This window comes from Nonomuraea sp. LPB2021202275-12-8 (assembly GCF_037044575.1).
Classification (GTDB): domain Bacteria; phylum Actinomycetota; class Actinomycetes; order Streptosporangiales; family Streptosporangiaceae; genus Nonomuraea.
In genome coordinates, this window is the sequence record NZ_JBAHWD010000003.1 from 75,349 (window position 1) to 99,218 (window position 23,870).

At 73.4% G+C, this 23,870-nt stretch carries 18 protein-coding genes and 1 pseudogene; 7 read left to right on the forward strand and 12 right to left on the reverse strand.

The window, feature by feature from the left end; genetic code table 11:
• Positions 1-37 precede the first annotated feature (37 nt).
• Together V5E28_RS06670 and V5E28_RS06675 are read right to left on the reverse strand one after the other, a co-directional pair.
• Positions 38-1,540, reverse strand: a complete 1,503-nt coding sequence (locus V5E28_RS06670) for a phytoene desaturase family protein (protein WP_336205498.1) — start codon at positions 1,538-1,540, stop codon at positions 38-40.
• A 19-nt stretch (positions 1,541-1,559) separates the two neighbouring features.
• Positions 1,560-2,450, reverse strand: coding sequence for a LysR family transcriptional regulator (locus V5E28_RS06675; RefSeq protein ID WP_336205499.1), 891 nt, complete (start codon positions 2,448-2,450; stop codon positions 1,560-1,562).
• 71 nt (positions 2,451-2,521) lie between these two features.
• On the opposite strand from V5E28_RS06675, the gene V5E28_RS06680 reads away from it, so the two are divergent.
• The 4 genes from V5E28_RS06680 (at position 2,522) to V5E28_RS06695 (ending at position 7,784) form a co-directional block, all read left to right on the forward strand.
• Positions 2,522-3,490, forward strand: coding sequence for a YeiH family protein (locus V5E28_RS06680; RefSeq protein WP_336205500.1), 969 nt, complete (start codon positions 2,522-2,524; stop codon positions 3,488-3,490).
• Between the two features lie 111 nt (positions 3,491-3,601).
• Positions 3,602-4,528, forward strand: a complete 927-nt coding sequence (locus V5E28_RS06685; protein ID WP_336205501.1) for a pseudouridine-5'-phosphate glycosidase — start codon at positions 3,602-3,604, stop codon at positions 4,526-4,528.
• Positions 4,525-5,454, forward strand: coding sequence for a carbohydrate kinase family protein (locus V5E28_RS06690; protein ID WP_336205502.1), 930 nt, complete (start codon positions 4,525-4,527; stop codon positions 5,452-5,454). Before V5E28_RS06685 ends, V5E28_RS06690 begins: the two co-directional genes overlap by 4 nt.
• Positions 5,455-5,537: 83 nt before the next feature.
• The gene (locus V5E28_RS06695) at positions 5,538-7,784 is read left to right on the forward strand and encodes a hypothetical protein (RefSeq protein WP_336205503.1); all 2,247 of its coding nucleotides are present in this window, start codon (positions 5,538-5,540) and stop codon (positions 7,782-7,784) included.
• Between the two features lie 575 nt (positions 7,785-8,359).
• Here V5E28_RS06695 and V5E28_RS06700 read toward each other — a convergent pair.
• From V5E28_RS06700 to V5E28_RS06715, 4 genes and pseudogenes are all read right to left on the reverse strand, one after another.
• Complete coding sequence (locus tag V5E28_RS06700) at positions 8,360-11,404, reverse strand: helix-turn-helix transcriptional regulator (RefSeq protein WP_336205504.1); 3,045 nt, start codon at positions 11,402-11,404, stop codon at positions 8,360-8,362.
• 43 nt (positions 11,405-11,447) lie between these two features.
• Positions 11,448-11,882: a GNAT family N-acetyltransferase gene (locus tag V5E28_RS06705; protein WP_336205505.1), complete on the reverse strand. Its 435-nt coding sequence runs from the start codon at positions 11,880-11,882 to the stop codon at positions 11,448-11,450.
• A gap of 263 nt (positions 11,883-12,145) precedes the next feature.
• A complete protein-coding gene (locus V5E28_RS06710) occupies positions 12,146-12,346 on the reverse strand; it encodes a ferredoxin (protein ID WP_336205506.1) in 201 nt (66 codons plus the stop codon).
• Positions 12,347-12,351: 5 nt separating this feature from the next.
• Positions 12,352-12,648, reverse strand: a pseudogene (locus V5E28_RS06715) (cytochrome P450); the annotation flags it as partial.
• Positions 12,649-12,703: 55 nt separating this feature from the next.
• On the opposite strand from V5E28_RS06715, the gene V5E28_RS06720 reads away from it, so the two are divergent.
• Positions 12,704-12,916 carry a hypothetical protein gene (locus V5E28_RS06720; protein ID WP_336205507.1) on the forward strand — a complete coding sequence of 71 codons (213 nt, stop codon included), beginning with the start codon at positions 12,704-12,706 and terminating at the stop codon, positions 12,914-12,916.
• Between the two features lie 147 nt (positions 12,917-13,063).
• On the opposite strand, the gene V5E28_RS06725 is transcribed toward V5E28_RS06720, so the two are convergent.
• Positions 13,064-13,918 carry a class I SAM-dependent methyltransferase gene (locus V5E28_RS06725; RefSeq protein WP_336205508.1) on the reverse strand — a complete coding sequence of 285 codons (855 nt, stop codon included), beginning with the start codon at positions 13,916-13,918 and terminating at the stop codon, positions 13,064-13,066.
• An 80-nt stretch (positions 13,919-13,998) separates the two neighbouring features.
• Between V5E28_RS06725 and V5E28_RS06730 the strand changes: the two genes are divergently transcribed.
• On the forward strand, positions 13,999-16,950 hold the full coding sequence (locus V5E28_RS06730) for an ATP-binding protein (RefSeq protein WP_336205509.1): 2,952 nt from the start codon (positions 13,999-14,001) through the stop codon (positions 16,948-16,950).
• Between the two features lie 106 nt (positions 16,951-17,056).
• Here the strand turns inward: V5E28_RS06730 and V5E28_RS06735 are convergent, their stop codons facing one another.
• Entirely contained in the window at positions 17,057-17,506 is a 450-nt protein-coding gene (locus V5E28_RS06735) for a carboxymuconolactone decarboxylase family protein (RefSeq protein ID WP_336205510.1), read from the reverse strand.
• An 83-nt stretch (positions 17,507-17,589) separates the two neighbouring features.
• On the opposite strand from V5E28_RS06735, the gene V5E28_RS06740 reads away from it, so the two are divergent.
• Entirely contained in the window at positions 17,590-18,474 is an 885-nt protein-coding gene (locus tag V5E28_RS06740) for a sigma-70 family RNA polymerase sigma factor (protein WP_336205511.1), read from the forward strand.
• A 138-nt stretch (positions 18,475-18,612) separates the two neighbouring features.
• Here the strand turns inward: V5E28_RS06740 and V5E28_RS06745 are convergent, their stop codons facing one another.
• From V5E28_RS06745 to V5E28_RS06760, 4 genes are all read right to left on the reverse strand, one after another.
• Entirely contained in the window at positions 18,613-19,665 is a 1,053-nt protein-coding gene (locus tag V5E28_RS06745) for a methyltransferase (RefSeq protein WP_336205512.1), read from the reverse strand.
• Between the two features lie 176 nt (positions 19,666-19,841).
• Positions 19,842-20,978, reverse strand: a complete 1,137-nt coding sequence (locus tag V5E28_RS06750; protein ID WP_336205513.1) for an acyl-CoA dehydrogenase family protein — start codon at positions 20,976-20,978, stop codon at positions 19,842-19,844.
• 6 nt (positions 20,979-20,984) lie between these two features.
• Positions 20,985-21,893, reverse strand: coding sequence for a hydroxymethylglutaryl-CoA lyase (locus V5E28_RS06755; protein ID WP_336205514.1), 909 nt, complete (start codon positions 21,891-21,893; stop codon positions 20,985-20,987).
• Complete coding sequence (locus V5E28_RS06760) at positions 21,893-23,863, reverse strand: ATP-binding protein (protein WP_336205515.1); 1,971 nt, start codon at positions 23,861-23,863, stop codon at positions 21,893-21,895. The genes V5E28_RS06755 and V5E28_RS06760 overlap by 1 nt, the downstream gene beginning before the upstream one ends.
• Between the last annotated feature and the right edge of the window lie 7 nt (positions 23,864-23,870).

Consider the following 23,870-nt stretch of genomic DNA (forward strand, 5'->3'; position numbering starts at 1 on the left):
GAGGAGCAATCTGAGAACGCGATGAGGGCGCCGGCACTCAGCGCATCAGCGCCATGGCCGCGTTGTGGCCGGGGATGCCGCTGACGCCGCCGCCCCTGCGGGCGCCGGCGCCGCAGAGCAGGATCCGCTCGTGCTCGGTCTCCACCCCCCAGCCGCCCTCGTCCGCGTACGGCCAGCTCAGGTCGCGATGGAAGATGTGGCCGCCGGGCAGGCCCGCCTCGTTCTCCAGGTCCACCGGGGACTTGGCCTCGACGCAGGGAGTGCCGTCGGGGGCGCGCAGGAGGCAGTCCTCGATGGGCTCGGCCAGGACCTGGTTCATCGAGGCGAAGGTGGCGCGGAGAGCCTCCTCCCGCGCCTGATCCGGATCTTTCCGGAAAAGGCGAGCGGGCATGTGCAGGCCGAACAGCGTCATCGTCTCCGCTCTGCCGCGCAGCTCCGGCCCGAGGATCGACGGGTCGGTGAGCGAGTGGCAGTAGACCTCGGCCGGGGGCAGCCGCGGGATCTCGCCACGGGACGCCTGGGCGTGGGCCGCGGCGAGCTGGTCGCGGGTCTCGTTGATGTGGAACGTCCCGCTGAACGCGGCCCGCGGATCCACCCCCGCGTCCTTGAGCCGCGGCAGCCGGCTCAGCACCATGTTCACCTTGAGCTGCGCCCCCTCCGGCGTGCCCGGCTCCCTGCCCAGCACCCGGTCCAGCACGGCGGGTGGCAGGTTGACCAGCACGTGCCCGCCGGTGACGGTGTGCTCGGCGGTGTCCGTACGGAAGGCGACCTCCCCCGACGGCGAGATGCCGACGACCTCCGCGCCGGTCCTGATCTCGGCGCCCGCCTGGCGGGCGGCGGCCTCCAGCGCCCCCGAGACGGCGCCCATGCCGCCCACGGGCACGTTCCACTCGCCGGTGCCGTCGCCGATCACGTGATAGAGGAAGCACCGGTTGGCCAGCAGGTCGGTGGCCGGGTCGGCGAACGTGCCGATCAGCGCGTCGGTGAGCACCACGCCGCGCACCGTGTCGTCGGCGAACCGCTCGTCCACCGTCTCCCCGATCGGCCGCGCGAACAGGTCCTGCCACGCTTGCGGGCCGACCAGCCGCTCGACCTCGGCGGCCGGGCGCAGCGGTTCCAGCAGGGTCGGCGCCAGGGCCTGCGCGGCCCGCGCGGTCATCGCGTAGAAGTCGCGCCAGGCCAGGTAGTCGGCCTCGCCTCCGGTGACCGTGCGGAAGGAGGCCTCCGTCCGGCCCTCGTCACCGCCGTCCACGAGCAGGCCGGTGTCGCCCACGGGCGTGTAGGAGGCGTAGCGGCGCCGGCGCAGCTCCAGGTCGAGACCCAGGTCCTTGACGATCTTCGTGGGCAGCAGGCTGACCAGGTAGGAGTAACGCGACAGCCGTACGTCCACGCCCGGGAAGGCGCGCGTGGAGATGGCCAGGCCGCCGGTGTGGTCCTGCCGCTCCAGCACCAGCACGCGCCGCCCGGAGCCGGCCAGGTAGGCGGCGGCGACCAGGCCGTTGTGGCCGCCACCGGCGATGACCACGTCGTATGCACCCATTCCGGCACTTTATCCCGCCTCACGGACGGCTGGCGATCGCCAGGAGCGTGGCGGCGGGGCTGGTGAGGGTACGGCCACGGCGCCAGACGGCACGCAGGCTCCGGACCAGGTTGACTCCGGCCAGCGGCACCTCGACCAGGCGTCCGGTGCCCAGCTCCGCCTCGACCGCGTACCCGCTGATGACGGCCGGCGCCGCACCCGCCTGGGCGGCTCCCTTGACCGCCGAGTTGGAGCCCAGCTCCAGGCGCGGGCTGGCCTGACGCAGGTCCCTGAACGCCACGTCGAGCGTCTCCCGGGTGCCCGACCCCGGCTCCCGCACCACGAGCGCCGTGGCGGCCAGCTCGGCCCCTCTCAGCGCGGTACGGCGGCGCGTCCACGGATGCCCCGGCGCCACCACGACCACCAGCCTGTCGGTGCCCACGACCCGGCTCGCCAGCCCTTCCGGAACGCTCGGCCCCTCGACGAAGCCCAGCTCCACCTCCTCGGCGAGCACCCGGGCCGCGACGTCGGCGGAGTTCACCACGTCCAGGCCGACCTGGACGTCCGGCTCCCGGTTCTGCAGCTCGCCGAGCCAGCGCGGCACCAGGTACTCCGCCACCGTCATGCTCGCGGCGACCCGCAGGTGGGCCGCGCCGCCGAGGCGCACCGCCTGGGCGGCCCGCATGAGCTCCTGCGCGGCGGCGACCACCTGGGCCGCCCAGCCGGCCACCATCTTGCCCTCGGTGGTGAGCGTGGAGCCGCGCGGCGTCCGCTCCAGCAGCGGCAGGCCGAGGCGGCGTTCGAGCTGGGCGACGCGCTTGCTGGCCGACGGCTGGGCGATGCCCGCGACCTTGGCCGCCCGGCCCAGGCTGCCCAACTCGCCGACGTCGACCAGCAGCTTCAGCGAGTCGAGATCGGGAAGCGAGGTCATAGCCACAGGCTATGACCTCCCAGGCAGCTCGTGGCTACCGGCCGGCTCGGGCTGCCCGAAGACTGGAGATCGTGCTCCAGACCACCTCCCGGCCGTCCCTGCTGCCCGGTCTACTGGTGACGGCCGCGGCGGTGGCGCTCGCGCTGACCGTGCACCAGCTGGCGCCCATGCTCAGCCCCGCGGTGGTGGCGGTGGTGGCGGGAGCGGTCCTCGCCGGCCTCGGGGGTGCCGGCGAGCGGTTGCTGCCCGGCCTGCGGTTCGTGTCCCGGCGGGTGCTGCGCGTCGCGATCGTCCTGCTCGGCCTCCAGATCTCGGTGCCGCAGGTGCTGGCCATGGGCTGGCGGACGGCGGCGGTCGTGCTGGTGGCGACGGGCGCCACGTTCGCGATCACGCCGCTGATCGGCCGCCAGCTCGGCCTCACGCCCGGCACCTCCCTGCTCGTCGCCACCGGGGTCTCCATCTGCGGCGCCGCGGCGATCGCGGCCATGCGCGACAGCGCCGGCGGCGACGACGAGGACGCGGCGAACGCGCTCGGCGTGGTCGTCCTGTACGGCAGCGGCGCCATCGTCGCCGTGCCGCTCCTGGCGTCCTGGCTGGGCCTGTCGCCGGCCCAGCTCGGGGTGTGGACCGGGGCGGCGGTGCACGAGGTGGCGCAGGTGGCCGCGATCGGGGCGGCCACGGGGGTGCTCGCGGCGGCGGTCACCGTCAAGCTCGGCCGCGTCATCCTGCTCGCTCCCATCGTCGCCCTGACCGCCCGGACCCGCCACGGCGACGAGCGGCCGCCGATCATGCCGCTCTTCGTCGCCGGTTTCCTGGCCATGGTGGCGCTGCGCAGTACCGGAATCGTGCCACCGCTGGTGACGCAGGCCGTCCCCCCGGTCACGAATCTCCTGATGGCCGCCGCGCTGTTCGGCCTGGGCACCGGGATCGACGTGCGCAGGCTGCTGGGGGGCGGGCGCGCCATGTTGCTCGGCGGGATCGCGACCGCGCTCGTCGGCGGGATCTCTCTGGTGTGCGTCATGATCCTTGTCCCTGCCTGAGTGGACGTGCGAGCGGTCCGGCCGTAACGTGCTCCGTTTGGAACAAAGTCTGGGAAAGACGCCGTTCTGACTAGGAATCACCAGGACCACTCGAGGAGCACGAACCCCACCATGCGCCGCACCGCCGACTCCCTTCTCCAGCCGTCCGACGAGGTCGCCGAGGCCCTGGCCACCGGCGCGCCCGTGGTGGCGCTGGAGTCCACGATCATCTCCCACGGGCTGCCGCAGCCGCGCAACCTCCAGGTCGCGCGGGAGCTGGAGGAGATCGTACGAGCCGCCGGAGCCGTGCCCGCGACCATCGCCGTGCTCGACGGGGTGGCCCGTGTCGGTTTGGACGAGGTGGAGCTCGAGCGCGTCGCGAGCGAGTCCGGCCTGCGCAAGCTGGGGCAGCGCGACCTGCCGGTGGCCGCGGCTCTCAAGGCCAGCGGCGCAACGACGGTGTCCGCCACGTCGTTCCTGGCCGCACGCGCGGGCATCCGGATCTTCGCCACCGGCGGGCTCGGCGGCGTGCACCGCGGCTGGACCGAGGAGCAGGACGAGTCCGCGGACCTCGACACGCTGGCTCGCACCCGGATCACGGTCGTCTGCGCCGGGGTCAAGTCGATCCTGGACGTGCCCGCGACCCTGCAGCGCCTGGAGACCCGCGGCGTGACCGTGGCCGGCTACCGGACCGACACCTTCCCCGGCTTCTACCTGCACTCCTCCGGCGAGCCCGTCGACTGGCGGGTCGAGTCGGCCGAGGACGCCGCCGCCGTCATGCGCGGGCAGGACGCGCTCGGCGGCCAGGAGAGCGCGCTGATCGTCGCCAACCCCGTCCCCGTCGACCAGCAGCTCGACCCGGCGCTGCATGACCGCGTGCTGGCCGAGGCGCTGGCCGCCGCCGACCGCGACGGCGTGACCGGGCAGGCCATCACCCCGTTCCTTCTCGGCTATCTGGTGCGTGGCACCGCCGGCGCCTCCCTGGAGGCCAACCTGGCGGCCGTACGCGGAAACACCGCCCTCGCGGCGCAGATCGCGCTGGCCTGGTCACGATCGTGAGCGGCCGGGGGCTCCTGGTCATCGGCGACGTGGTCACCGATGTGGTGGCGCTGCACGGCGCGCCGGTCATGTCGGCCTCCGACATCGCCGCGGACATCGTGCTGCGCCCGGGCGGCTCCGGCGCGAACACCGCATCCTGGGCCGCCCACCTGGGCGGCGACGTCGGACTGCTGGCCAGATGCGGCTACGACAGCAGCGAGTGGCACATCGGTGAGCTGGTCAAGGCAGGCGTCCGCCCGCACGTCCGCATCGACCCCGACAACCCCACGGCGGTCGTCATCGCCATGGTGGACCGGACCGGGGAGCGTTCCATGCTCACCAACCGTGGCGCGGGCGGCCTGATCTCCACCGACGACTGGGACGACGCCCTGCTCGACGGCGTCGCCCGCCTGCACGTGTCCGGTTACACCCTGTTCGGCGAGCCCGGCCTGCACCTGGCCAGGCGCGCCATGGCCAAGGCCGGCGCCGCCGGGATCGCCATCAGCGTCGACCCTGCCTCCACCCAGCCCCTGCGCGAGTTCGGCGTCGAGCGCTTCCTGCGCGAGTCCGCCCCGGCCCAGCTGATCTTCCCCAACCGCGACGAGGCCCTCCTGCTCACCGGAGCCGGCACCCCGGAGCGCGCCGCCGAAGTGCTCAGCGAGAGGTACGGCACGGCCGTGGTGAAGCTGGGCTCCCAGGGCGCCCTGGTGGCCTCCGGAGGGCGGCTCGTCGCCAAGGCGGATCCGGTGCCCACCGAGATCGTGGACTCGACCGGAGCGGGCGACGCGTTCGCGGCCGGATATCTCACAGCCACTCTGGAGGGTTCGGCAGAAAGGGCCGCTCTGGAGGCAGGTTGTCGGGCCGGTGCCGAATGCGTGACCCTGGTAGGGGGTAGGCCACGGTACGGTTTGGACTTAAAGCGTCTTTACCCTATTCACACCGATTGATAGCTTGCCGCGTAAGCTGCACCAACGGCCACACGCGTACGGAACTGCACCACGCGGCTCACTGGGGAGGATAAGGTCCGCCGATGGAAGTCGAGTCATCGATCTGCCTGAGCGACCTGGTCCCTGCCCTGCGCTGGAGCCGACCACAGCAGGTGGCGGAGGCGCTGGCCGATCCACGCCTGCCGGCCGCCTGGTGGTCGTCGGTCGCACTGCCGCGCGCTCTCGGCACCGCCGGGCTCGACTGGATCTGCGACCGGCTCGCCCTGCTGGCCGCGTCCCGCTGGGACTTCCTGCCGCTCGCCGACCTGCTGCCCGCCCTGACGATCCACCACGTCGACCCGTCGCTGCCGGGCTGGCCCGAGCCCGCCAGGACCGCCATCGCAGGCCTGGGCGGATGGCATCGCCTGCGCCGCCTGTCGCCGGGTGACATGAGCACCCCGGCCGCCACGCCGGAGGCGCTGCTCGGCTCGGTGTTCCGCGAGGTGCTCGGCCACCTCTCCGCACAGCCCGAGTCCGCGGCCCGCGCCGTCCAGGCGGGACACCCCGAGGCCACCCGCCCGCTCCAGCGCGGCGCCATGCCCGGCTCGCCCGCCACCGGCTCCTTCCCCGCGGTCGCGCCCGGCTCCTTCGGGTCGCAGGGCCAAGCGGGCCCACAGCGCGAGGGCGTCCCCCAGCGCGCGGCCGGCTCCTTCCCCGCCCAGGGCGACGGCGGCCCCGCCACCGGATCCTTCGCCGCGCAGAGCGGCAACCGCCCGAACACCGGGTCCTTCCCCGCGCCGGGCGCGAACCGTCCCGGCGCCGAGTCCCCCGGCGAGAGCCGTACCGGCACCGGCTCCTTCCCCGCCGTGGGCGAGAACCGGCCGGGCAACGGCTCCTTCCCGCCCGAGAACCGCCCGGGCAACGGTCTCTTCCCCGCCCCAGGCGACAACCGCACCAGCACCGGATCCTTCCCCGCCGTCGGCGACAACCGCCCCGGCACCGGATCCCCCGGCGAGAGCCGTACCGGCACCGGCTCCTTCCCCGCCATCGGCGAGAGCCGGCCGGGCGACCGCGGCACCGGATCCTTCCCCGCGCTCGGCGAGAACGGCCTGCCGCAGCGCCCCGCCGCCGGCGAGGCCCGGCAGCGCCAGACCGGCTCCTTCCCCGCCGTCGGCACCAACGGACTGCCCCAGCGCCCGAGCCCGCGCCCTCAGCCCGACGCCCCCTCGGGCCCGGACTATTCCGGCAACACGGCCTTCCCTCCCCCCGTGCCTCCCGCTGCGGCGCCGACGGACACCGACCACGCGATGGTCCGCGTGGTGGACAGCCTCTTCCGCAGCCTGAACAAGCTCGAACTGTCCGTCGCCGTGCACCGCCTGTTCGCCGAGGACCCGATCAGCCTGCGGACGCTCGCGCACAAGATGCTCGTCGAACGGGACGTGCTCTCCCAAGCCCAGCGCACCGCCGAGGAACGCGTCCTGCACTGGCTGCGCTCCTCTGAGTCGGCGCCGATCACCGGCCACATGTTCCGGCTCACCGAGTGGCTCGGCGCGGCCGCCACCCAGGACCAGCTCATCGGCGCCGACCCCGCCCACCCGGTGATGGTCCCGTCGCTGCGCACCCCGCTGTGGCGGGTCCTCGTCACACTGATGCCGGACCGCCGCCTGCAGGACGGCTGGCTCGTCATCGGCGACATCCAGGGACTCCAGGCCCGCACCAGGCAGCTGCTGGCCTCCTCCTCGCCGGACGCCGACCTCGTGGCCCTCATGGCCGAGCTCGGCATCCGCACCCACTCCGCCAAGGCCTGGCTCGACGCCCTGCCCGCGGAGCCCGTCCACGACCCCGTGTCGGCCTCCGCCCCGCCCCAGCCGCTGCCCCGCCGCACCCCCGGCGCCAACGGCCACCACCACAGAGGCGGCCAGCCCATCCCCGCGGCGAGCGCCGGCTCCATCGACCCCAGCGCCGCGCTGGCGACCCTCTCAGCCCTGTCGGGCGGCCGCTCCCCGGCGCTGCCCGGCGGCCTCGCAGGCGCCCCGTCCACCCCGCCGCCCCCGCTCCCCAGCCCGTCGTCGGACCCGCGCCGCTGGCAGCGCATCGAGGTCACCCCCGAACACCTCCGCGGCGGCCCCGTCCCCGTCCCGGAGGGCTACGCCGCCCAGCTCGGCATGCGCCCCGGCACCCTGCTGTCGGTCACAGGCCCCGGCGACAACGCCATCGTCCTGGTCTGGCAGGGCCACCAGCCGGTCTTCGACTCCCTCCAGCCCGTCCTCATGCGCCTCAACGCCCGCCCGGGCGACCAGGTGTACGTAACCGTGGACGGCTACCGCCTGGAGGCCCAGCTGACGGGGTGACTCCGACCGGTCCCTCGCCCGCAGCGCCCCGCCCGACGTCACCCGCCGACGCAGGCCCCTCAAGAGCCCTGCCGTGTCCTTCCAGGCGGCCTGCCTCCGCGGACCTCCCCTCCACGGGCCCCGCGGTCTGCCTCCGCGGCCTGTCTCCGCTCTGTCTCCCCCGCAGGCCCCCCCGCAGGCCTCCATCGACGAGCCCTCGACGCTCTTCACCCCGGTCTTCTCGGCGTCGCCGAGAAGCGGCGAGTGTTCTCGTCTGACACCCATGGACGTTTTACGATCTTGTACGGCTCCGCCGGCTAGGGCCCAAGGTGCGTACGGGGCTGATGGCCTCCAGGGAGACGGCCACTGACCGCCACGGGGCCGGCCGCCGTAACGGCGCACTCTGGGCCATATGCCGTGGCCCACGCCGGCCGCCGTAAAGGGCGCCGAGCCCCGCCGTACACCACCTCACCATCCCGGCGCCCCCGCCAGCACCGCGCATACGGACCCGACCCGACACACGCTCATCAAGCCGGCCGCAGCCCACAAGCGCTCATGAAGCTCCGCCGTACCAGACGGACGATGTCGTACGGACGTCAATCCTCGAACAGGCGCTTGGCGTGGGCCGTGGCGGCGGCCTCGCCGCGGGAGGCCACGCCGAGTTTGGCCAGGATGTTGGAGACGTGCACGCTCACCGTCTTGACCGAGATGAACAGCTCCGCCGCGATCTCCCGGTTGCTGCGGCCCCTGGTGACGTGCTGCAGGACCTCCAGCTCGCGGGTGGTGAGGCCGAGCGGCGCTCCGTCGGTGGTGGTGCCGTCGGCGGTGGCGATCCTGGCGCGACGGGCGAAGGCGTCGAGCTGCTCCAGGAAGGGAATGGCGCCCAGGTGCTCGGCGAGCTCGCGTGCCCTCGCCAGCCGCGCGGCGGCCTCCTGCCGGTCGCCGCAGGCCAGCGCCGCGTGCGCCGCGCCCGCCAGGGCTCTGGCCTCGCCGTAGGGGTGGCTCAGGGCGGCCCAGGCCGCCGCGGCGCGATCCCAGGCCCTGAGCCGCCAGGCCGCCGCCTCAGCCTCGCCGAGCGCCCCCGGATCGGAGGCGACGCCCGATGCCCGGGCGGAACCGGGCGCTCCCGTAGAGCCGGCGCCGGACGCCGTCTCAAGGTGGCCGGCCGGCGCGCCCGGCGCGCTCTCAGGGCCGGTGGGGGCCGATGGTCCGAGGTCCACGGCCGGCCCTGGATCGGGGCCGGTGAGGGCGGTGAAGGTGAGGTGCTGGGCCTGCTGCAGGTCGCCTTCGACGGCGAGCCACGCGGCGATCGAGCGGAGCTCCGGCAGGAGAGGTCCGCCGAGCTCGGCCAGGAAGGCGAGCAGGCCCCAGGAGTAGCGGGGGTCGGCCGTCAGGTCGAGTTCGCGCAGCGCGCGGGCCGCCGCCTCGCGGGCCTCGTCGAGCCGGCCGTGGGCGTGCAGGAGCTGGACCTCCCTGCGGGCGTGCGGCAGCACGGACTGCTCGCGGAAATTGCCGCGCGACAGCACCCTGCGCGAGGCCGCCAGCAAGGTCTCGGCGCGCTCGAGGTTGCCGCGGGCGAGCGCGATGTCGGCGGCCAAGCCTCGCAGGCTCGCCTCGTGCGGGGGCGGCGGCACGAGGTCGAGGGCGTGCTCCACGACCGCCAGCGCCTCGTCCCAGCGGCCGAGCGACACCAGCGGCTCGGCCAGGTTGATCGACAGGAACGTGCCGGCGGTGCGGGCCAGGCCGTAGCGCTCGGCCAGGGTGATGCCGTCGCGGGCGACCTGGGCCGCCTGCTCGTGCCGGCCGGCGCCTTCGAGCAGGTCGGACTCGGAGATGTCGCCGCGCATGAGCGCGTTGTAGGCGCCCACCCGGCCGGCGATGCGCCGCGCCTCGGCGAAGCCCTCGCGCTGCGAGTCGATCTGCGAATAGCGGCAGACCGACCAGGTGAGGCTGATCAGCGCGTGCGCGTGCACCTGGCCGGCGGCGTCGCCGACCTGGCGGCCGATCTCTATGGCCTGCTGAGCGGTGGCGATCTTCTCGGCGAGCTGCTCGGGCCGGTGGAGCATGCGGGCGAGGGATTCGAGCACCTGGCCGCGCAGCGTGCTCGGCGGGTCGGCCGGCACCAGGGCCGCCGCCTCCCGCAGGTCGTCGACGTAACCGGGGCGGCTGAGGTCGTAGCGGATGAGGCCGCGCTGCCGCAGCACGCGGGCGGCAGCGATCGGGTCGGCCGCGCGGTCGATCTCGGCGAGGGCCGCGGTGGCCAGGGCGACGCCGCGTTCGTACTCGCCGGCGAGGTAGGAGACCACGGCCGTCTGGCGGAGCACGTCGGCGTGCCCGAGCCCGATGCGCGCCTCGGCGTCGGGCACGTGGTCCCACAGCTCCAGCACCCTCGACAGCATCCTGAGCTGCTCGTCGTAGGCGGTGGACTTGCGGGCTGCGGCCGCCGCGCGCCAGGCGCTGACGAGGGCCCAGGTGGTGTCGCGGGCGGCGTGCCAGTGGTGGGCCAGCTCGATGGCGCCGCGCGGCGCGGGCAGGATCGACAGGTCGCGCTCCAGCGCCCCGGCGAAGCGGGTGTGCAGGCGGGTGTGCTCGCCGGGCAGCAGATCGTCGTGGAGCGCCTCGCGGATCAGCGCGTGCCTGAAGGCGTAGCCCTCGCCGTCGACGACGAGCACGTTGCCGGCCACCGCGGGGCGCAGAGCGCCGGCCAGCGCGTTCTCGTCGAGGCCGGCGACGGTGGAGAGCAGGTCGTGCTCGATGCGCTGACCGCCCGCGCTGGCCACCCGGAGCAGCTCCTGCGTCTCCTCCGGCAGCCGCTCCACGCTCGCCAGCAGCAGGTCGCGCAGCGACTCCGGCAGCGACTCGCCACCGCTCGCCCCGCTGAGCAGCGCCTCGACGAACAGCGGGTTGCCCTCACTGCGGGAGTAGACCATGTCCATGTCCACCGGGGACGGCTCGCGCTGCAGGATGCTCGCCGCCTGCGCGACGACCTCCTTGCGGCTGAGCCTGCCGAGCTCCAGCCGGCTCACCCACGCGACCCGCCCGAGCTCGGCCAGCAGCGGCCGCAGCGGGTGGGCGCGGTGCAGCTCGTCGGCGCGGTAGGTGACGACGATCAGCAGGCGGGCGTCGCCGCGCTGGTAGCGGACCAGGAAGGACAGCAGGTCACGGGTGGAGCGGTCGGCCCAGTGGGCGTCCTCGACGATCAGCACCACCGGCTGGTCCTCGGTCAGCCGTTCGAGCAGCCCGAGCACCTGCTCGAACAGCCGCGCCCGCGCCTCCGCTCCGTCGTGGTCGGGCTCGCCGAACTCGGGCAGCAACCGCGCCAGCCCTCTGGTCGTGCCTCCCGGCACGAGCCGCGCGACGCCGTCACGCCCCAGCTCGCGTACCAGACCGCGCAGCACGGCGGTGAACGGCGCGAACGGCAGACCCTCGGTGCCGAGCTCCAGGCACCCGCCGACGAGCACCAGCGCGTCGCCGGCCTGCTCGGTGAACTCGCTGACCAGGCGGGTCTTGCCGACGCCCGCCTCGCCGCCCACGAGCACCGTGGACGCCGCCCCGGACCGCGCGCGCTCCAGCGCGTCGCCCAGCGCGGTCAGCTCGCGAGAGCGCCCGACGAACAGGGGGCTCACCGTGTGGATGCTCACGCCCCAAGGATGCCACCCGGCTACGACAGGCCGGGACGCCCGATCACCGCAGCACCTTGCGGAAGAACGTGGCCGACGCCTCGTAGCCCAGCGCGTGGTAGAACTCGGGCGCCCGCCGGGTGGCCATCGCCACATACCGGGCGCCGCGTGAGCGAGCCCACGTCTCGAACTCCATCAGCAGCGCCCGCCCGATGCCCTGCCGGCGAGACCCGGACTGCACCATGGCCTCCTCCACCCAGGCGACCGGCCCGTTGGCGAACAGGGTCAGGTGCACGTAGCCGAGCAGGTAGCCGTGGACCCGCCCGTCGACCACGGCCGCGATCAGCAGGGTGTCCTCGTCATGGAGGAGCACGGGCAGCGCCTCGTCGAAGGCCTCGCGTTCGGGCCTGAAGGTCAGCCCGAACTCGCGGGCCAGCGCGAACACCTCGTCCGCGTCCGCCTTCTCCGCTTTCCTAATGAGAAGGTCGTCAGCCGTCATGACGTATGACCCTAGATCGTGGTCCATGCACAGTCCAATCGCCCCGCCCCGCGACGCCGCCCTGTTGAGGTCGCCGAGCCGCCGGCACCAGTGTGCCCCGCCGGGCCGGCCGGTCGCGCACGGGGTCCCCAAGCCAGAGGCCGCCGATGGGGCAGGACAGGCTGACGGTCGGGGAAGCCGCGACGGAACCGGCGGCCGGCCATGTTGACGGCGTGGTGCACGCGAGGGCCAGGCCGCCCGCGGGCCGACGACGAGCACGTCGCTCATCGATCTTCCCGCGCGAGGATGGCGGAGGCTGGGCACAACGTGGCGGCCTCACGTACGGCCTCGTGGAGCTCCGCGTCCGGCGCGGCGTCGAGCAGCACGACCAGGCCATCCTGCTCGTCCTGGTCGAACACCTCGGGCGCGGCGGCGACGCATTGGCCGGCGCCGATGCATCGGTCGCGGTCAGCGATGACTTTCATGACGTCTACTCCCAGGTGACGGGCAGCCGGTGCAGGCCGTAGATCAGCATGTCGTCGCGGAGCGGGACCTCCTCCTCCGGTACGGCGAGCCGTAGCGTCGGGAACCTGTCGAACAGCGCCGGCAGCGCCACCTCCATCTCCACCCTCGCGAGCTGCTGCCCCAGGCACTGGTGGACACCGTGACCGAAGGCCACATGCCCGGAGGCCGACCTGCGCAGGTCAAGCGTTTCCGGCTCGGAGAAGTGCCGGGGGTCGCGGTTGGCGGCGGGAACCGAGACGGTGACCGACTGGCCCGCCTTGATCTGGACCGCCGTGCAGGCCAAAGGGCTGCAGGTGCTCTTCCACCTACAGCGAGGGATGGTCGAGGCGCTGGTCGAGGCGTACCCTGACGAGCTCGACCCGATCATCGCGGCGGCAGCGGTCGGCGCACTGATCGGCGGGGCGCAGGCAGCGGCGGCAGCCAGCTACGAACGTTCCGGCCCCGCTGAGATGGAGCAACTTGAGGCCGCCCGACGCGGCGTCGATCTGACGATGAAGGGGCTCAACAGCCTGGGGAGCGAACACGCGTGACCTCGTCGAGAATCGAGCCTCGCGTGCTCCCCGGACACCACCCGCCGCTATGCCCTGCCCACCGAGGCCGACAAGGCCGCCCCCTGGACGTCCTCATCACCGACTACCAGGCAGCCCCAACCGCGCTGGACGCCGGGCTGGCGTTGCTCATCTGGCGCCCGACACGACGAGCATCTCGCAGGGACCGGTGAAGCCGTCCGGTCCGTCGAACTCCGCGAGCCGCTCGGTGATCTCGGTCCAGGCCGCCTCCCGGTCGGCCGGGGCCAGCGAGATGAGCATCTGGTGCAGCGCGCCGAAGGACTCGCGCTCGAAGCGGACGCACTCGGCCGCGCTGGCCAGCCGGAGCGGAGACGGTACGGCCCGTACGGTGACGTCGCGCAGCCCGGCACGGATGAACAGCTCCTCGGCGGCGCCGGGCGAGCCGAGGCTGAAGGGGCCGGGCTGCCCCGGCGCGGGTGGCGGGAGCTGCGCGCGTCGGCGGATGATCGAGACGGGAACGGAGAAGAACTGGTTGCGGTCGGCCGTGGAGTAGACGACGGCCGCGATCCGGCCGTCCGGCCGCAACGCGCGGCGCATCCCGCTCAGCGCCGCGAGCTGGTCGGGGAAGTAGATCAGCCCGACGCGCGAGATCACCGCGTCGAAGGCTCCCTCGCCCACGGCGAGCTCCTCGCCGTCCAGCTCCCTGGTGCTCACCTGCGACAGGCCGGCCTCGCCCGCGACCTTGGCGGCGTACTCGAGGATGGCGGGAGAGATGTCGGTGGCGAGGACGTGCCCGCCCGTCCCGGTACGGCGCGCGGCGGCCAGGGTCTGGCCGCCCGTGCCCGCGGCCACGTCAAGGACGCGGCAGCCCTCGGTGACCTCCGCCGCGTCGAGCATCGCGGCGGTCGCGTCGCCGAGCCAGGCCTCGATGGTCGGGCCCCAGCGGTGCCAGGCTTCGGCTGCGTCCTGCCACTGCTGGCGGGTGGTGCGCTTGTAGACCTCGGGGTCGAAGGTGGCGGTCATGGCGTGCTCCTTTCGGTTCACCCGATAGAGGGCCAGAGCGTCCCTGGCATCCGCCAGATCCGGTCTGGCATTGTCGTGTCATGGCGTTCGTCGGCCGGGTGGCACCGCTTCGGCGCATCGCCGATGCCCTGCGGGATGCCGGCGCGGGCCGGGCCGAGCTCGTGCTCGTGACCGGCGAGTCGGGCATCGGCAAGACCGCGCTGGCCGGGCGGGCGGCCGAGGACGCGGCCCGCGACGGCTGGCGCACCGTCTGGGCCACCTGCTGGGACGGCGCGCCCGCGCTGTGGCCCTGGGCGCAGGTGGTGCGCGCGGTGGTCGACGACCACGACGTGGATCCTGGCGAGGAGCTGGGCCGGCTCGTTCCCGGACTGCCCGCCCCGGTCGCGGCCGAGCAGGACGACCTCGCTCGCCTGCGGCTCTTCGACGCGGTGGCCAGGCTGCTGGAGCGGGCGGCGCCACTGCTCGTGGTCATCGACGACCTGCACTGGGCCGACCCGTCGTCGCTGCGGTTGCTGGAGTTCGTGGCTGGGGCGCACCGGACGGCCCCTCTCACGGTGGTGGCCGTCTACCGGCCGGACGAGCTGGCGGCGGGCGGCCTGGCCTCGGTGGCGACCCGGGCGCAGGCCGTACATCTGGGCGGGCTCGACGCGGCGGAGACGACCGAGCTGGTGGCGCAGCTCGCCGGAGAGCGGGCGGCGCGCGAGTGGGGCGAGCCGGTCTTCCGGCGTGCGGGCGGGCACCCGTTCTTCACCCGTGAGCTGGCGCACGCGCTGGCGTCCGGTGGCGGCGGTGCGGGCGTGCCCGCCGTCGTGGGCGAGGTCATCGCCCGCCGGGTGAGCCGGCTGACGCCCGCCTGCGCCGCGATGCTGGAGGTGGCCGCCGTCGCCGGTGTCGAGCTGCGGCTCGACCTGCTGAGCGAGGTCATGGAGCTGGAGCCGGGTCAGGCGGCCGACCTGGTGGCCGAAGCCTGCGGCGCGGGCATCCTGCTGGCCGGTCCCAGGCCGCGCTTCGCGCACGACCTGTACCGCGAGTCGATCGGCCGGACTCTCGCTCCGGCGCGGCTCAGGTCACTGCATCACGCGCTCGGGGTGGGCCTCACGGACCGCACCGCCGTGCCTGCCGAGATCGCCAGGCACCTGGCCCTGGCCATGCCGCAGGGTGACATCCGGCAGGTCACACGCTGGGCTCTGACCGCCGCGAAGGCCGACAGTGCCCGTCTGGCCTTCGCCGAGGCGGCGGCCCAGGCCGAGCGCGTACTGGACCAGGCCGAAGCGGCCGGGTGCCCCTTGCCGGCAGACGACCGGGTGGATCTGCTGGTCGCGGCCGGCGACGCGCGGTTGCGCGCGGGCGAGGCGGCCGCCGCCCGGCAGCACCTCGACAGCGCGTGGTCCATCGCCACGGGGCTGGGCGATCCGGCCAGGCAGGGCGCGGTCGCGCTCGCCCTGACCGGGCTCGGAGCCCGCTTCGCGATGCCGCGTACCGTGCTGGTGAACGCCCTCGACCAGGCCTATCGAGCTTCGGAGGGCACGGCCACCGCCATCGAGGCCCGGCTGGCCGCCGCCCTGGCCAGGGAGTTGCAGCACTCGGTCCCCCGAGAGCGGCCACGGGCCAGGCCGCTGGCCGAGCGCGCGGTGCGGATCGCCCGTGACCTCGACGATCCGGCCACGCTGGCGACCTGCCTGCTGGCCAGGCACGACACGATATGGACTCCGGGCACGCAGGCCGAGCGGATCGAGATCGCCGCCGAGATCGCCACGCTGGCCACCGACCAGGAACGGCACGCCGAAGCCTGGCTGCTGCTGGCCAGCGCCCAGTTGGAGGACGGCTCCCCCGCCTTCCGCGCGACCCTGGCCGAATACTTCGAGGCGGCGACCGCGCTCCGGCAGCCGCGCCACGACTACCTCGTGCTCACCCGCAGGGCCGCGCTCGCCCTCCTGGACGGCGACCTGGCCGGCGGGGAGCGCCTCGTGCACGAGGCCGCTGAGCTCGGCGACCGGCTGGGCGAGCCCGACACGGGCAACGTGCGCATGTCCCAGCTCCTGGAGGTGGTCCGGGCGGGCGGCGAGCCGGACCGGTTGCGCGCGCTCGCGGCCGAGGCGGTGCGCTGGTGGGTGGGGGCTCCCGTGCACGCGCACGCGGTGGCTGCCGGGTTCCTCGCCCGCGCGGGAGACCTCGACTCGGCCCGCCGCGAGGTCGACACCGTTCTCGCGCTGGGCGGCTGGCAGGCCGACCGCTCCTATCTGTGGTCCGTCTACATCGGCGAGCTCGCCGAGGCGGCGATCAGGTTGGGCGACACGCGGCTGTGCGAGCGCCTGCTGGCCGAACTCGCCCCGGTCGCCGGCGGGTGCGCGGTCAACGGGGCGCTGGTGTGCTTCATGGGCGCGCACGCGCAGCGCATCGGCCGCCTTCACGCTGCTCTCGGCGACGCCGGCCAGGCCAGAACCTGGCTGGAGCGAGCCGCGGAGACCCATCGACGCCTCGGGGCGACCCTGTGGGAGGCGGACCACCCCGTCACCTCCGGCCACGTCACCTTGCGGCGTTCTGGCGAGCTGTGGCTGATCCAGTACGGCGGGCGTGCCGCGCACCTGCGGGACGCCAAGGGCCTGCGCGACCTCGCGACCCTGACCTCACGCCCCGGCGTGCCGGTCCACGTGCTGGACCTGACCGGCCCGATCGCGCCGCCGCCCGCGGCGACGCAGCCCGTCCTGGACCGGGCCGCCGTCACGGCCTACCGCTCGCGGCTCGCCGACCTGGAGGCGGAGCTCGCGGATGCGGGCGACTGCCACGACGGGGGCAGGCTCGAGCGCGCCTCCGAAGAGAGGGAGTCGATCCTGGCGGAGCTGCGCGAGCACGTGGCGCCCGGTGGCGGCATCCGGGCCTTCCGCGCGGCCGAGGTCGAGCGGGCCCGCAAGGCGGTGGCCGGTCGCGTCCGCGACTCGATCCGCCGCATCAGCGAGGTCCTGCCCGAGGCCGGGGCCCACCTCGACCGCACCGTCCGCACCGGTGTCCACTGCGTCTACGACTCCGGCTGAGCCTGCTCCGGCCGCACGCCGATGCCACTACCAGCACAGATCCCCACCATTGTGGCAAAGTGCCACAGACTTCATCCCTTGATCGCGGGGGCGCGGCCCGCCCATCTCACCAGGTCTTGCCGGCCTGCTCCCGGAGCGTACGGTTGATCCGGTTGAAGAAGTTGGTCAGCGCGATGTCCAGGATGATCGCAGACAGCTGCTTCTCGTCGAAGTGGGCGGCGGCGGCGTCCCAGATCTCGTCGGTCACGCCCGGCGCGCCGTCCTGGATCCGGGTGGCTGCCTCGGTCAGCGCGAGCGCTGCCCGCTCTCCCTCGGTGAAGAACGGCGTCTCGCGCCACGTGACCACGTTGTGCAGCCGCTCGTCGGTCTCTCCCTGCTTCTTCGCGGACTCGACACCGGCGAATACGCACGGGCTGCAGCCGTTGATCTGGCTGGCCCGCAGGTGGACCAGACCGAGCACGCGCGGGTCGACGCCGCCGGAGTACATCGCCTTGTACAGGCCCTGGATCGCCGCCATCACGTCGGGGGTCGCCGGGCTCTTCATGCGTGCTTCCATCGGACTTGCTCCTTCATCGGTTACGTGTGCCCCTCCGGGCCCGTCATCACCCATGACGAAGCGGATCCGAGGAAGGTAACAACATGTCCGACACCAGCCCGACTGACCCCGTGGCCGAGGCGTTCGAGGCCCAGCGCGACCGGCTGCGCGCGGTCGCCTACCGCATGCTCGGATCGCACGCCGACGCCGAGGACGTGGTCCAGGAGGCCTGGCTGCGGCTCTCCCGCCAGGAAACGGCGACCATCCACAACCTCGCCGGCTGGCTGACCACGGTGGTCGGCCGGATCAGCCTCGACGTCCTGCGATCGCGCCAGGCCCGCCCTGAGGCGTCCTACGACGACCGGCTGCCCGAGCTCGTGGTGACGGTCGACGACGGCCCCGCGCCAGAGGACGACGTGGCGCTCGCCGAATCGGTCGGGCTCGCGCTCCTCGTCGTCCTCGAGTCGCTCGGGCCGAGCGAACGGCTGGCGTTCGTGCTGCACGACCTGTTCGCGGTGCCGTTCGACGAGATCGGCCAGATCCTCGGCAGGTCCACCGACGCCGCCAAGATGCTCGCCAGCCGCGCCCGCAGGAAGGTGCAGGCGACCGAACGGCCGACGGTCGCCGGACGGGAGCAGAGAGAGGTGGTCCAGGCCTTCCTGGCGGCGGCACGCCAGGGCGATTTCGAGGGGTTGCTGCGCGTGCTCGACCCCGAGGTGAGGCTGACCGTCGACACTCCCGACGGTCAGGTCGTCATCCTCGGCGCCGCCAAGGTCGCCACCGGCGCATCCGCGCGAGTCACCGTCGGCGCAGCCGCGCGCGGGCGAGCGGTGCTCGTAAACGGCCTTCCCGGGTTCGTCTCCTGGCGCGAGAATGGAACTCCGCTCTCGGTCATGGCGTTCACCGTCGTCGACGGCCGGATCGTCGCCATCTCGACCGTGATCGACCCGGCCAGGCTCGCGTCGATGGACCTGCCGGCTCCGGAGTGAGTCACCGCCGCGTACGACGAGCGGCTGATCACCGGAAGGTCGCGTGAATCCACAGGTCAGAGGTCACCGAAGCCGAGCCGGCGGACGAACTCGGCGGTGTGATCCACCGGTGGGTCGGCGCCAGATCCTTGATCTGGGTCAAGGACCCAGTCGAGTGCAGTCGAGGACGACGTGTCCGAGTGCGGTGTTGTGAACGCCGGCAACGTCGAGCCCGGCTTCGGCAGCGATGGCGAGGTAGTCCTCGACGGTGCGTTCGCGGCCGCCGCTGAGCACGAGCATGCGCAGGTTCATCTCGGCGAAGGGAGCCGGGTCGTCACCGGAACCGCCGGGTGACTCGATCACGACGACCCGCCCGTGCTGCCCGGCCGCGTCGGCGCAGCGACGCAGGATCAGCACGGCGTCGTCGTCGCTCCAGTCGTGCACCACGCGCCTGAGCACGTATGCGTCACCCCCGGATGGCAGCGGATCGAAGAAGCTCTGGCCGGCGAACTCGCACCGCGTTTCCAGCCCGCGCTCGGCCAGGTACCGCCGGCCTCGGTCCACTGTGTCCGGCAGATCTACGAGCGTGGCCCGGATGTCCGGGTGGGCCTGCAGCACTTCGGCGAGCAGGACGCCGGTGCCGCCGCCGACGTCGACCACATGCCGCACACCGGACCAGTCGTACCCCCCGGCCGCGTCGGTCACGTAGTCCGCTCCGGCGGCCATGGTCGCGTCGAACGACGCGCTCATCTGCGGGTTCTCGGCGAGATAGCGCCAGAACGGGGCGCCGAAGACCGTCTCCCACGCCGGTTGCCCGGTGCGGACCGTGTGCAGCAGACCGGTGAATGCCAGATCCATCTGCCCGCCGAAGCCACCCAGGTCGAGCCACCGCCGCATCCCGGCCGGGTGGTCGGATGCCAGCAGCGCGGCGGGCTCGTTGACTGCGAACCTGCCCGGCTCCCGTTCGGTGAAGACGCCCCGGCAGACCAGGTGACGCAGCAGCCGGCCCAGCGCGTCCGCGTCGGTGTCAGAACGGCGGGCCAGCTCCTCGACGGGCACCGCGTCGTCGGCCATCAGATCGGCCAGCCCCAGCGAGGCCGCGACCCGCACCGCCATCGGCGTGATCAGATCCGCTACGGGCGCCAGCACTTGCCACGCCGCTTCCCATGCCGCTGGCGGGCCTTGCTCGTCCTCGGTGCTGCTCACGGCCACGACCCCTCCTCTCGCGGGATCAAGGCTTGCTTTTGCCCGAAAGCTACCACGCGACCGATCCGCTCGGCCCTGGCGGAAAAGACCTCAGGGGACGGGGAGCTTCACGTGCGACTTCGACGCGTGGGTGCCGTGTCGGCATGAGAGCGGGTCACCGGCAGGTCGCGTGGATCCGCAGGTCAGAGGTCGCCGAGGCCGAGTTGGCGGGCGATGAGCATCCGCTGCACCTCGCTGGTGCCCTCGCCGATCTCCAGGATCTTGGCGTCTCGGTAGAAGCGCCCCACGGGGAAGTCGTTCATGAACCCGTAGCCGCCGAAGATCTGCGTGGCCTCGCGTGAGTTGTCCATGGCGGCGTTGGACGAGACGAGCTTGGCGATCGCCGCCTCCTTCTTGAACGGGACGCCCGCCCGCATCTTCTCCGCGGCGTGGTAGTAGGCCAGCCGTGCGGTGTGCGTACGGGCCTCCATGTCGGCGATCTTGAACTGGATGGCCTGGTAGTGGCCGATCGGGTGGCCGAAGGCCTTCCTGTCCCTGACGTACCTGAGGCATTCGTCCACGCAGCCCTGCGCGAGACCGACGCCGACGGCCGCGATGGCGATGCGTCCCTCGTCGAGGGTCTGCAGGAACTGCGCGTAGCCGCGGCCGCGCTCGCCGAGGAGGTTCCCGGCGGGCACGCGGCAGTCGGAGAAGGACAGCTCGCGGGTGTCGGAGGCGTTCCAGCCGACCTTGGAGTACTTCTTGGAGACCGTGAAGCCGGGAGTGCCGCTCGGCACGAGGATCGTGGAGATCTCCCGCTCGCCGGTGAGCGCGGCCACGCCGACCACGCCGGTGATGTCGGTGCCGGAGTTGGTGATGAACGCCTTCGTGCCGTTGATCACCCATTCGCCGCCGTCGAGCACGGCCGTGGTGCGCATGCCGCCGGGGACGTCGGAGCCGCCGCCCGGCTCCGTCAGGCCGAACGCGCCGAGCAGCTCGCCCGAGGCCAGCTTGGGCAGCCATCGCTCGCGCTGCTCGGGGGTGCCGAAGCGGAAGATCGGCATGGCGCCGAGCGACACCGCCGCCTCCAGGGTGATCGACACGCTGGAGTCGACCCTGGCGAGCTCCTCCAGCGCCAGGCAGAGCGCGAAGTAGTCGCCGCCCATGCCGCCGTGCTCCTCCGGGATGGGCAGGCCGAACAGCCCCATCGCGCCCATCTGCCGCACGATGTCGTACGGGAACTCCTCGCGTTCGTAGTAGTCGCCGATGACCGGGGCGACCACGTCGCGGGCGAACGCCTCGACGGTCTTGCGCAGCTCTTCGTGTTCAGCGGTCAGCATGACGGATCAGCCTTTCGAGAGTGCCTGGACGACGCGGGAGGGGCTGGGGCGGCCCAGCCGACCGGCCAGCCAGGTGCTGGTGGCCACGAGCTTGTCCAGGTCGAGGCCGGTCTCGATGCCGAGCCCGCGCAGCATCCAGACGAGGTCTTCGGTGGCGAGGTTGCCGGTGGCCGACTCGGCGTAGGGGCAGCCGCCGATGCCTCCGGTGGAGGCGTCGACCGTGGTCACGCCCGCCCTGAGCGCGGCCAGCGTGTTGCCGAGCGCCTGGCCGTAGGTGTCGTGGAAGTGCACGGCGAGCCGGTCCGGCGCCTTGAACGCGCCGATCAGGTCGGTGACGTGGCCGGGGGTGCCGACGCCGATGGTGTCGCCGAGGGAGAGCTGGTGGCAGCCCAGCCCGAGCAGCCGCTCGCCGACGGCGACCACCTGCGAGACCGGTGTGGGCCCCTCCCAGGGATCGCCGAAGCACATCGACACGTACGCGCGGACCTTCATGCCGTGCCCCAGAGCGCCGGCGACCACCGGCTCGAACATCTCGAACTGGCTCTCCAGGCTCCGGTTCAGGTTCTTGGCGGCGAACGTCTCGGTGGCGCTGGCGAAGACGGCGATCTCGTCGACGCCGCGCGCGACGGCTCGCTCGAGGCCGCGCTCGTTCGGGACCAGCACCGGGTAGCGGACGCCGGGCTTCCTGTGCAGCCTGGCGAGCAGGTCCTCGGCGTCGGCCAGCTGCGGCACCCACTTCGGGTGCACGAAGCTCGTCGCCTCGATCACCTTGTGCCCGGCGTCGGCGAGCCGGTCGATGAACTCGGCCTTCACCTCGACCGGCACGATCGCCGCCTCGTTCTGCAGCCCGTCGCGCGGGCCCACCTCGTAGACGGTGACCTGCTGCGGCAGGCCCCGCATCGGGTACGGCCTCATCACGCCTCCTCGCTCCTCACCACGGCCAGCACGGCGTCCATGTCCACCGGCCGGCCCGCCTGCGCGGGCAGCTCGGAGACCAGGCCCGCGCGAGGCGCGGTGACGGTGTGCTCCATCTTCATGGCCTCCACGATCAGCAACGGCTGGCCCTCGTCGACCCGGTCGCCCACCTGCACCTTGACGACCAGCACGGTGCCCGGCATCGGGCTCCGGACGACGCCGTCGCCCGCTCCCGCCGCGCCCGGCCGGTCGCCGGGGTCGCCGATCCGGTGCCGCGTCACGGCCCAGCTCTGGCCGTCCCGGCCGAGCCACAGGGTGTCGCCGTCACGAGCCAGGGTGTAGTGCAGCGTGCGCCCGCCGAGGGTGACGGCGAGCCGCGGCCCGTCGGCCCGCAGGGAGGCGGGGACGGCCTCGGAGCCCTCCGTACGGACCTCCGCGCTCTCGTGCGGCAGGCCTCTCACCTGGATCGCGTGCACGCCGTCCCGCGACTCCAGCCGCCAGGTGGTCCACGCCGAGGGGCCGACCCGCCAGCCGTCGGCGACGTCCCACGGGTCGGTGCCCCCGGGCCGGTCGTGGAAGGCGAGCGCCGCGGCGGCGGCGACCTCCTCGGGCACCTCGCCGGCGGGCAGAAGGTCGGGGAGTATGCGCTCGACCAGGCCGGTGTCCAGCTCGCCCGCCCGCACGGCGCGGTGGGCGAGCAGCGCCCGCAGGAACGGGATGTTGGTGGTGACGCCCAGGATCACCGTGTCGCCGAGCGCCCCGTCCAGCACCCTCAGCGCGGCGGCCCGGTCGGGGGCCCAGGCGACGACCTTCGAGAGCATGGGGTCGAACTCGGTCCCCACCACTCCGCCCTCCACCAGGCCGGAGTCCACCCGTACCGGCGATCCGGAACGGGTGGCGGGTTCGCGCAGGGTGAGGACACGGCCGCCGGTGGGCAGGAAGCCGCGGGCGGGGTCCTCGGCGTAGACGCGGGCTTCCACGGAGTGGCCCGTCAGGCGTACCTCGTCCTGCGCGAACGGCAGCGGAGCACCCGCCGCCACCCGCAGCTGGAGCTCGACCAGATCCAGACCGGTGACCAGCTCGGTGACCGGATGCTCGACCTGCAGGCGGGTGTTCATCTCCATGAAGTGGTACGCGCCGGTGGTGCCGTCGACGATGAACTCGACCGTGCCCGCGCCGGTGTAACCGACGGCGCGGGCGGCCTCGACGGCGGCGGCGCCCATCCGCTCGCGCATCGCGGCGTCCACGAACGGGGACGGGGACTCCTCCACGATCTTCTGGTGCCTGCGCTGGAGGCTGCACTCGCGCTCGCCGAGGTGGACGACGTTGCCGCGGGTGTCGGCGAGGATCTGGATCTCGATGTGCCGGGGGTTCTCCACGAAGCGCTCGATCAGCAGCGTGCCGTCGCCGAAGGCCGCGGTCGCGGTGCGGCGGGCGGACTGCAGGGCGTCGGGCAGTTCGGCGGCCGAGTGGACCAGGACCATGCCCTTGCCCCCGCCACCCGCCGACGGCTTGATCAGGGCCGGGAAGTCCTGCCAGGTGGCGAGGTCGTCGGCGGGCTCGGCGCCGCCGGGGACGACGGGGACACCGGCGGCCGACACGGTGGTCTTGGCGCGGATCTTGTCGCCCATGGCGTCGATGGCGTCGGCGGGCGGGCCGACGAATACCAGGCCGGCTTCGGCGCACCGGCGGGCGAACGCGGCGTTCTCGGACAGGAAGCCGTATCCGGGATGGACGGCCTGAGCCCCGGCACGCTCGGCGACCCCCACAATCGCCTCAATATCCAGATATTTCGGGACCTGGTAGGCAACGTCGGCTTCGAGGACGTGGCGGGCCCCCGCGTCGGAGGCGGTGTGCACGGCCACCGAGGTGATGCCGAGCTCGCGCAGGGTGCGGATGATCCGCACGGCGATCTCGCCCCTGTTCGCGACGAGCACGCGGTCGAAGGTCGCGCTGTTCGAGTGAGACATGTGCACC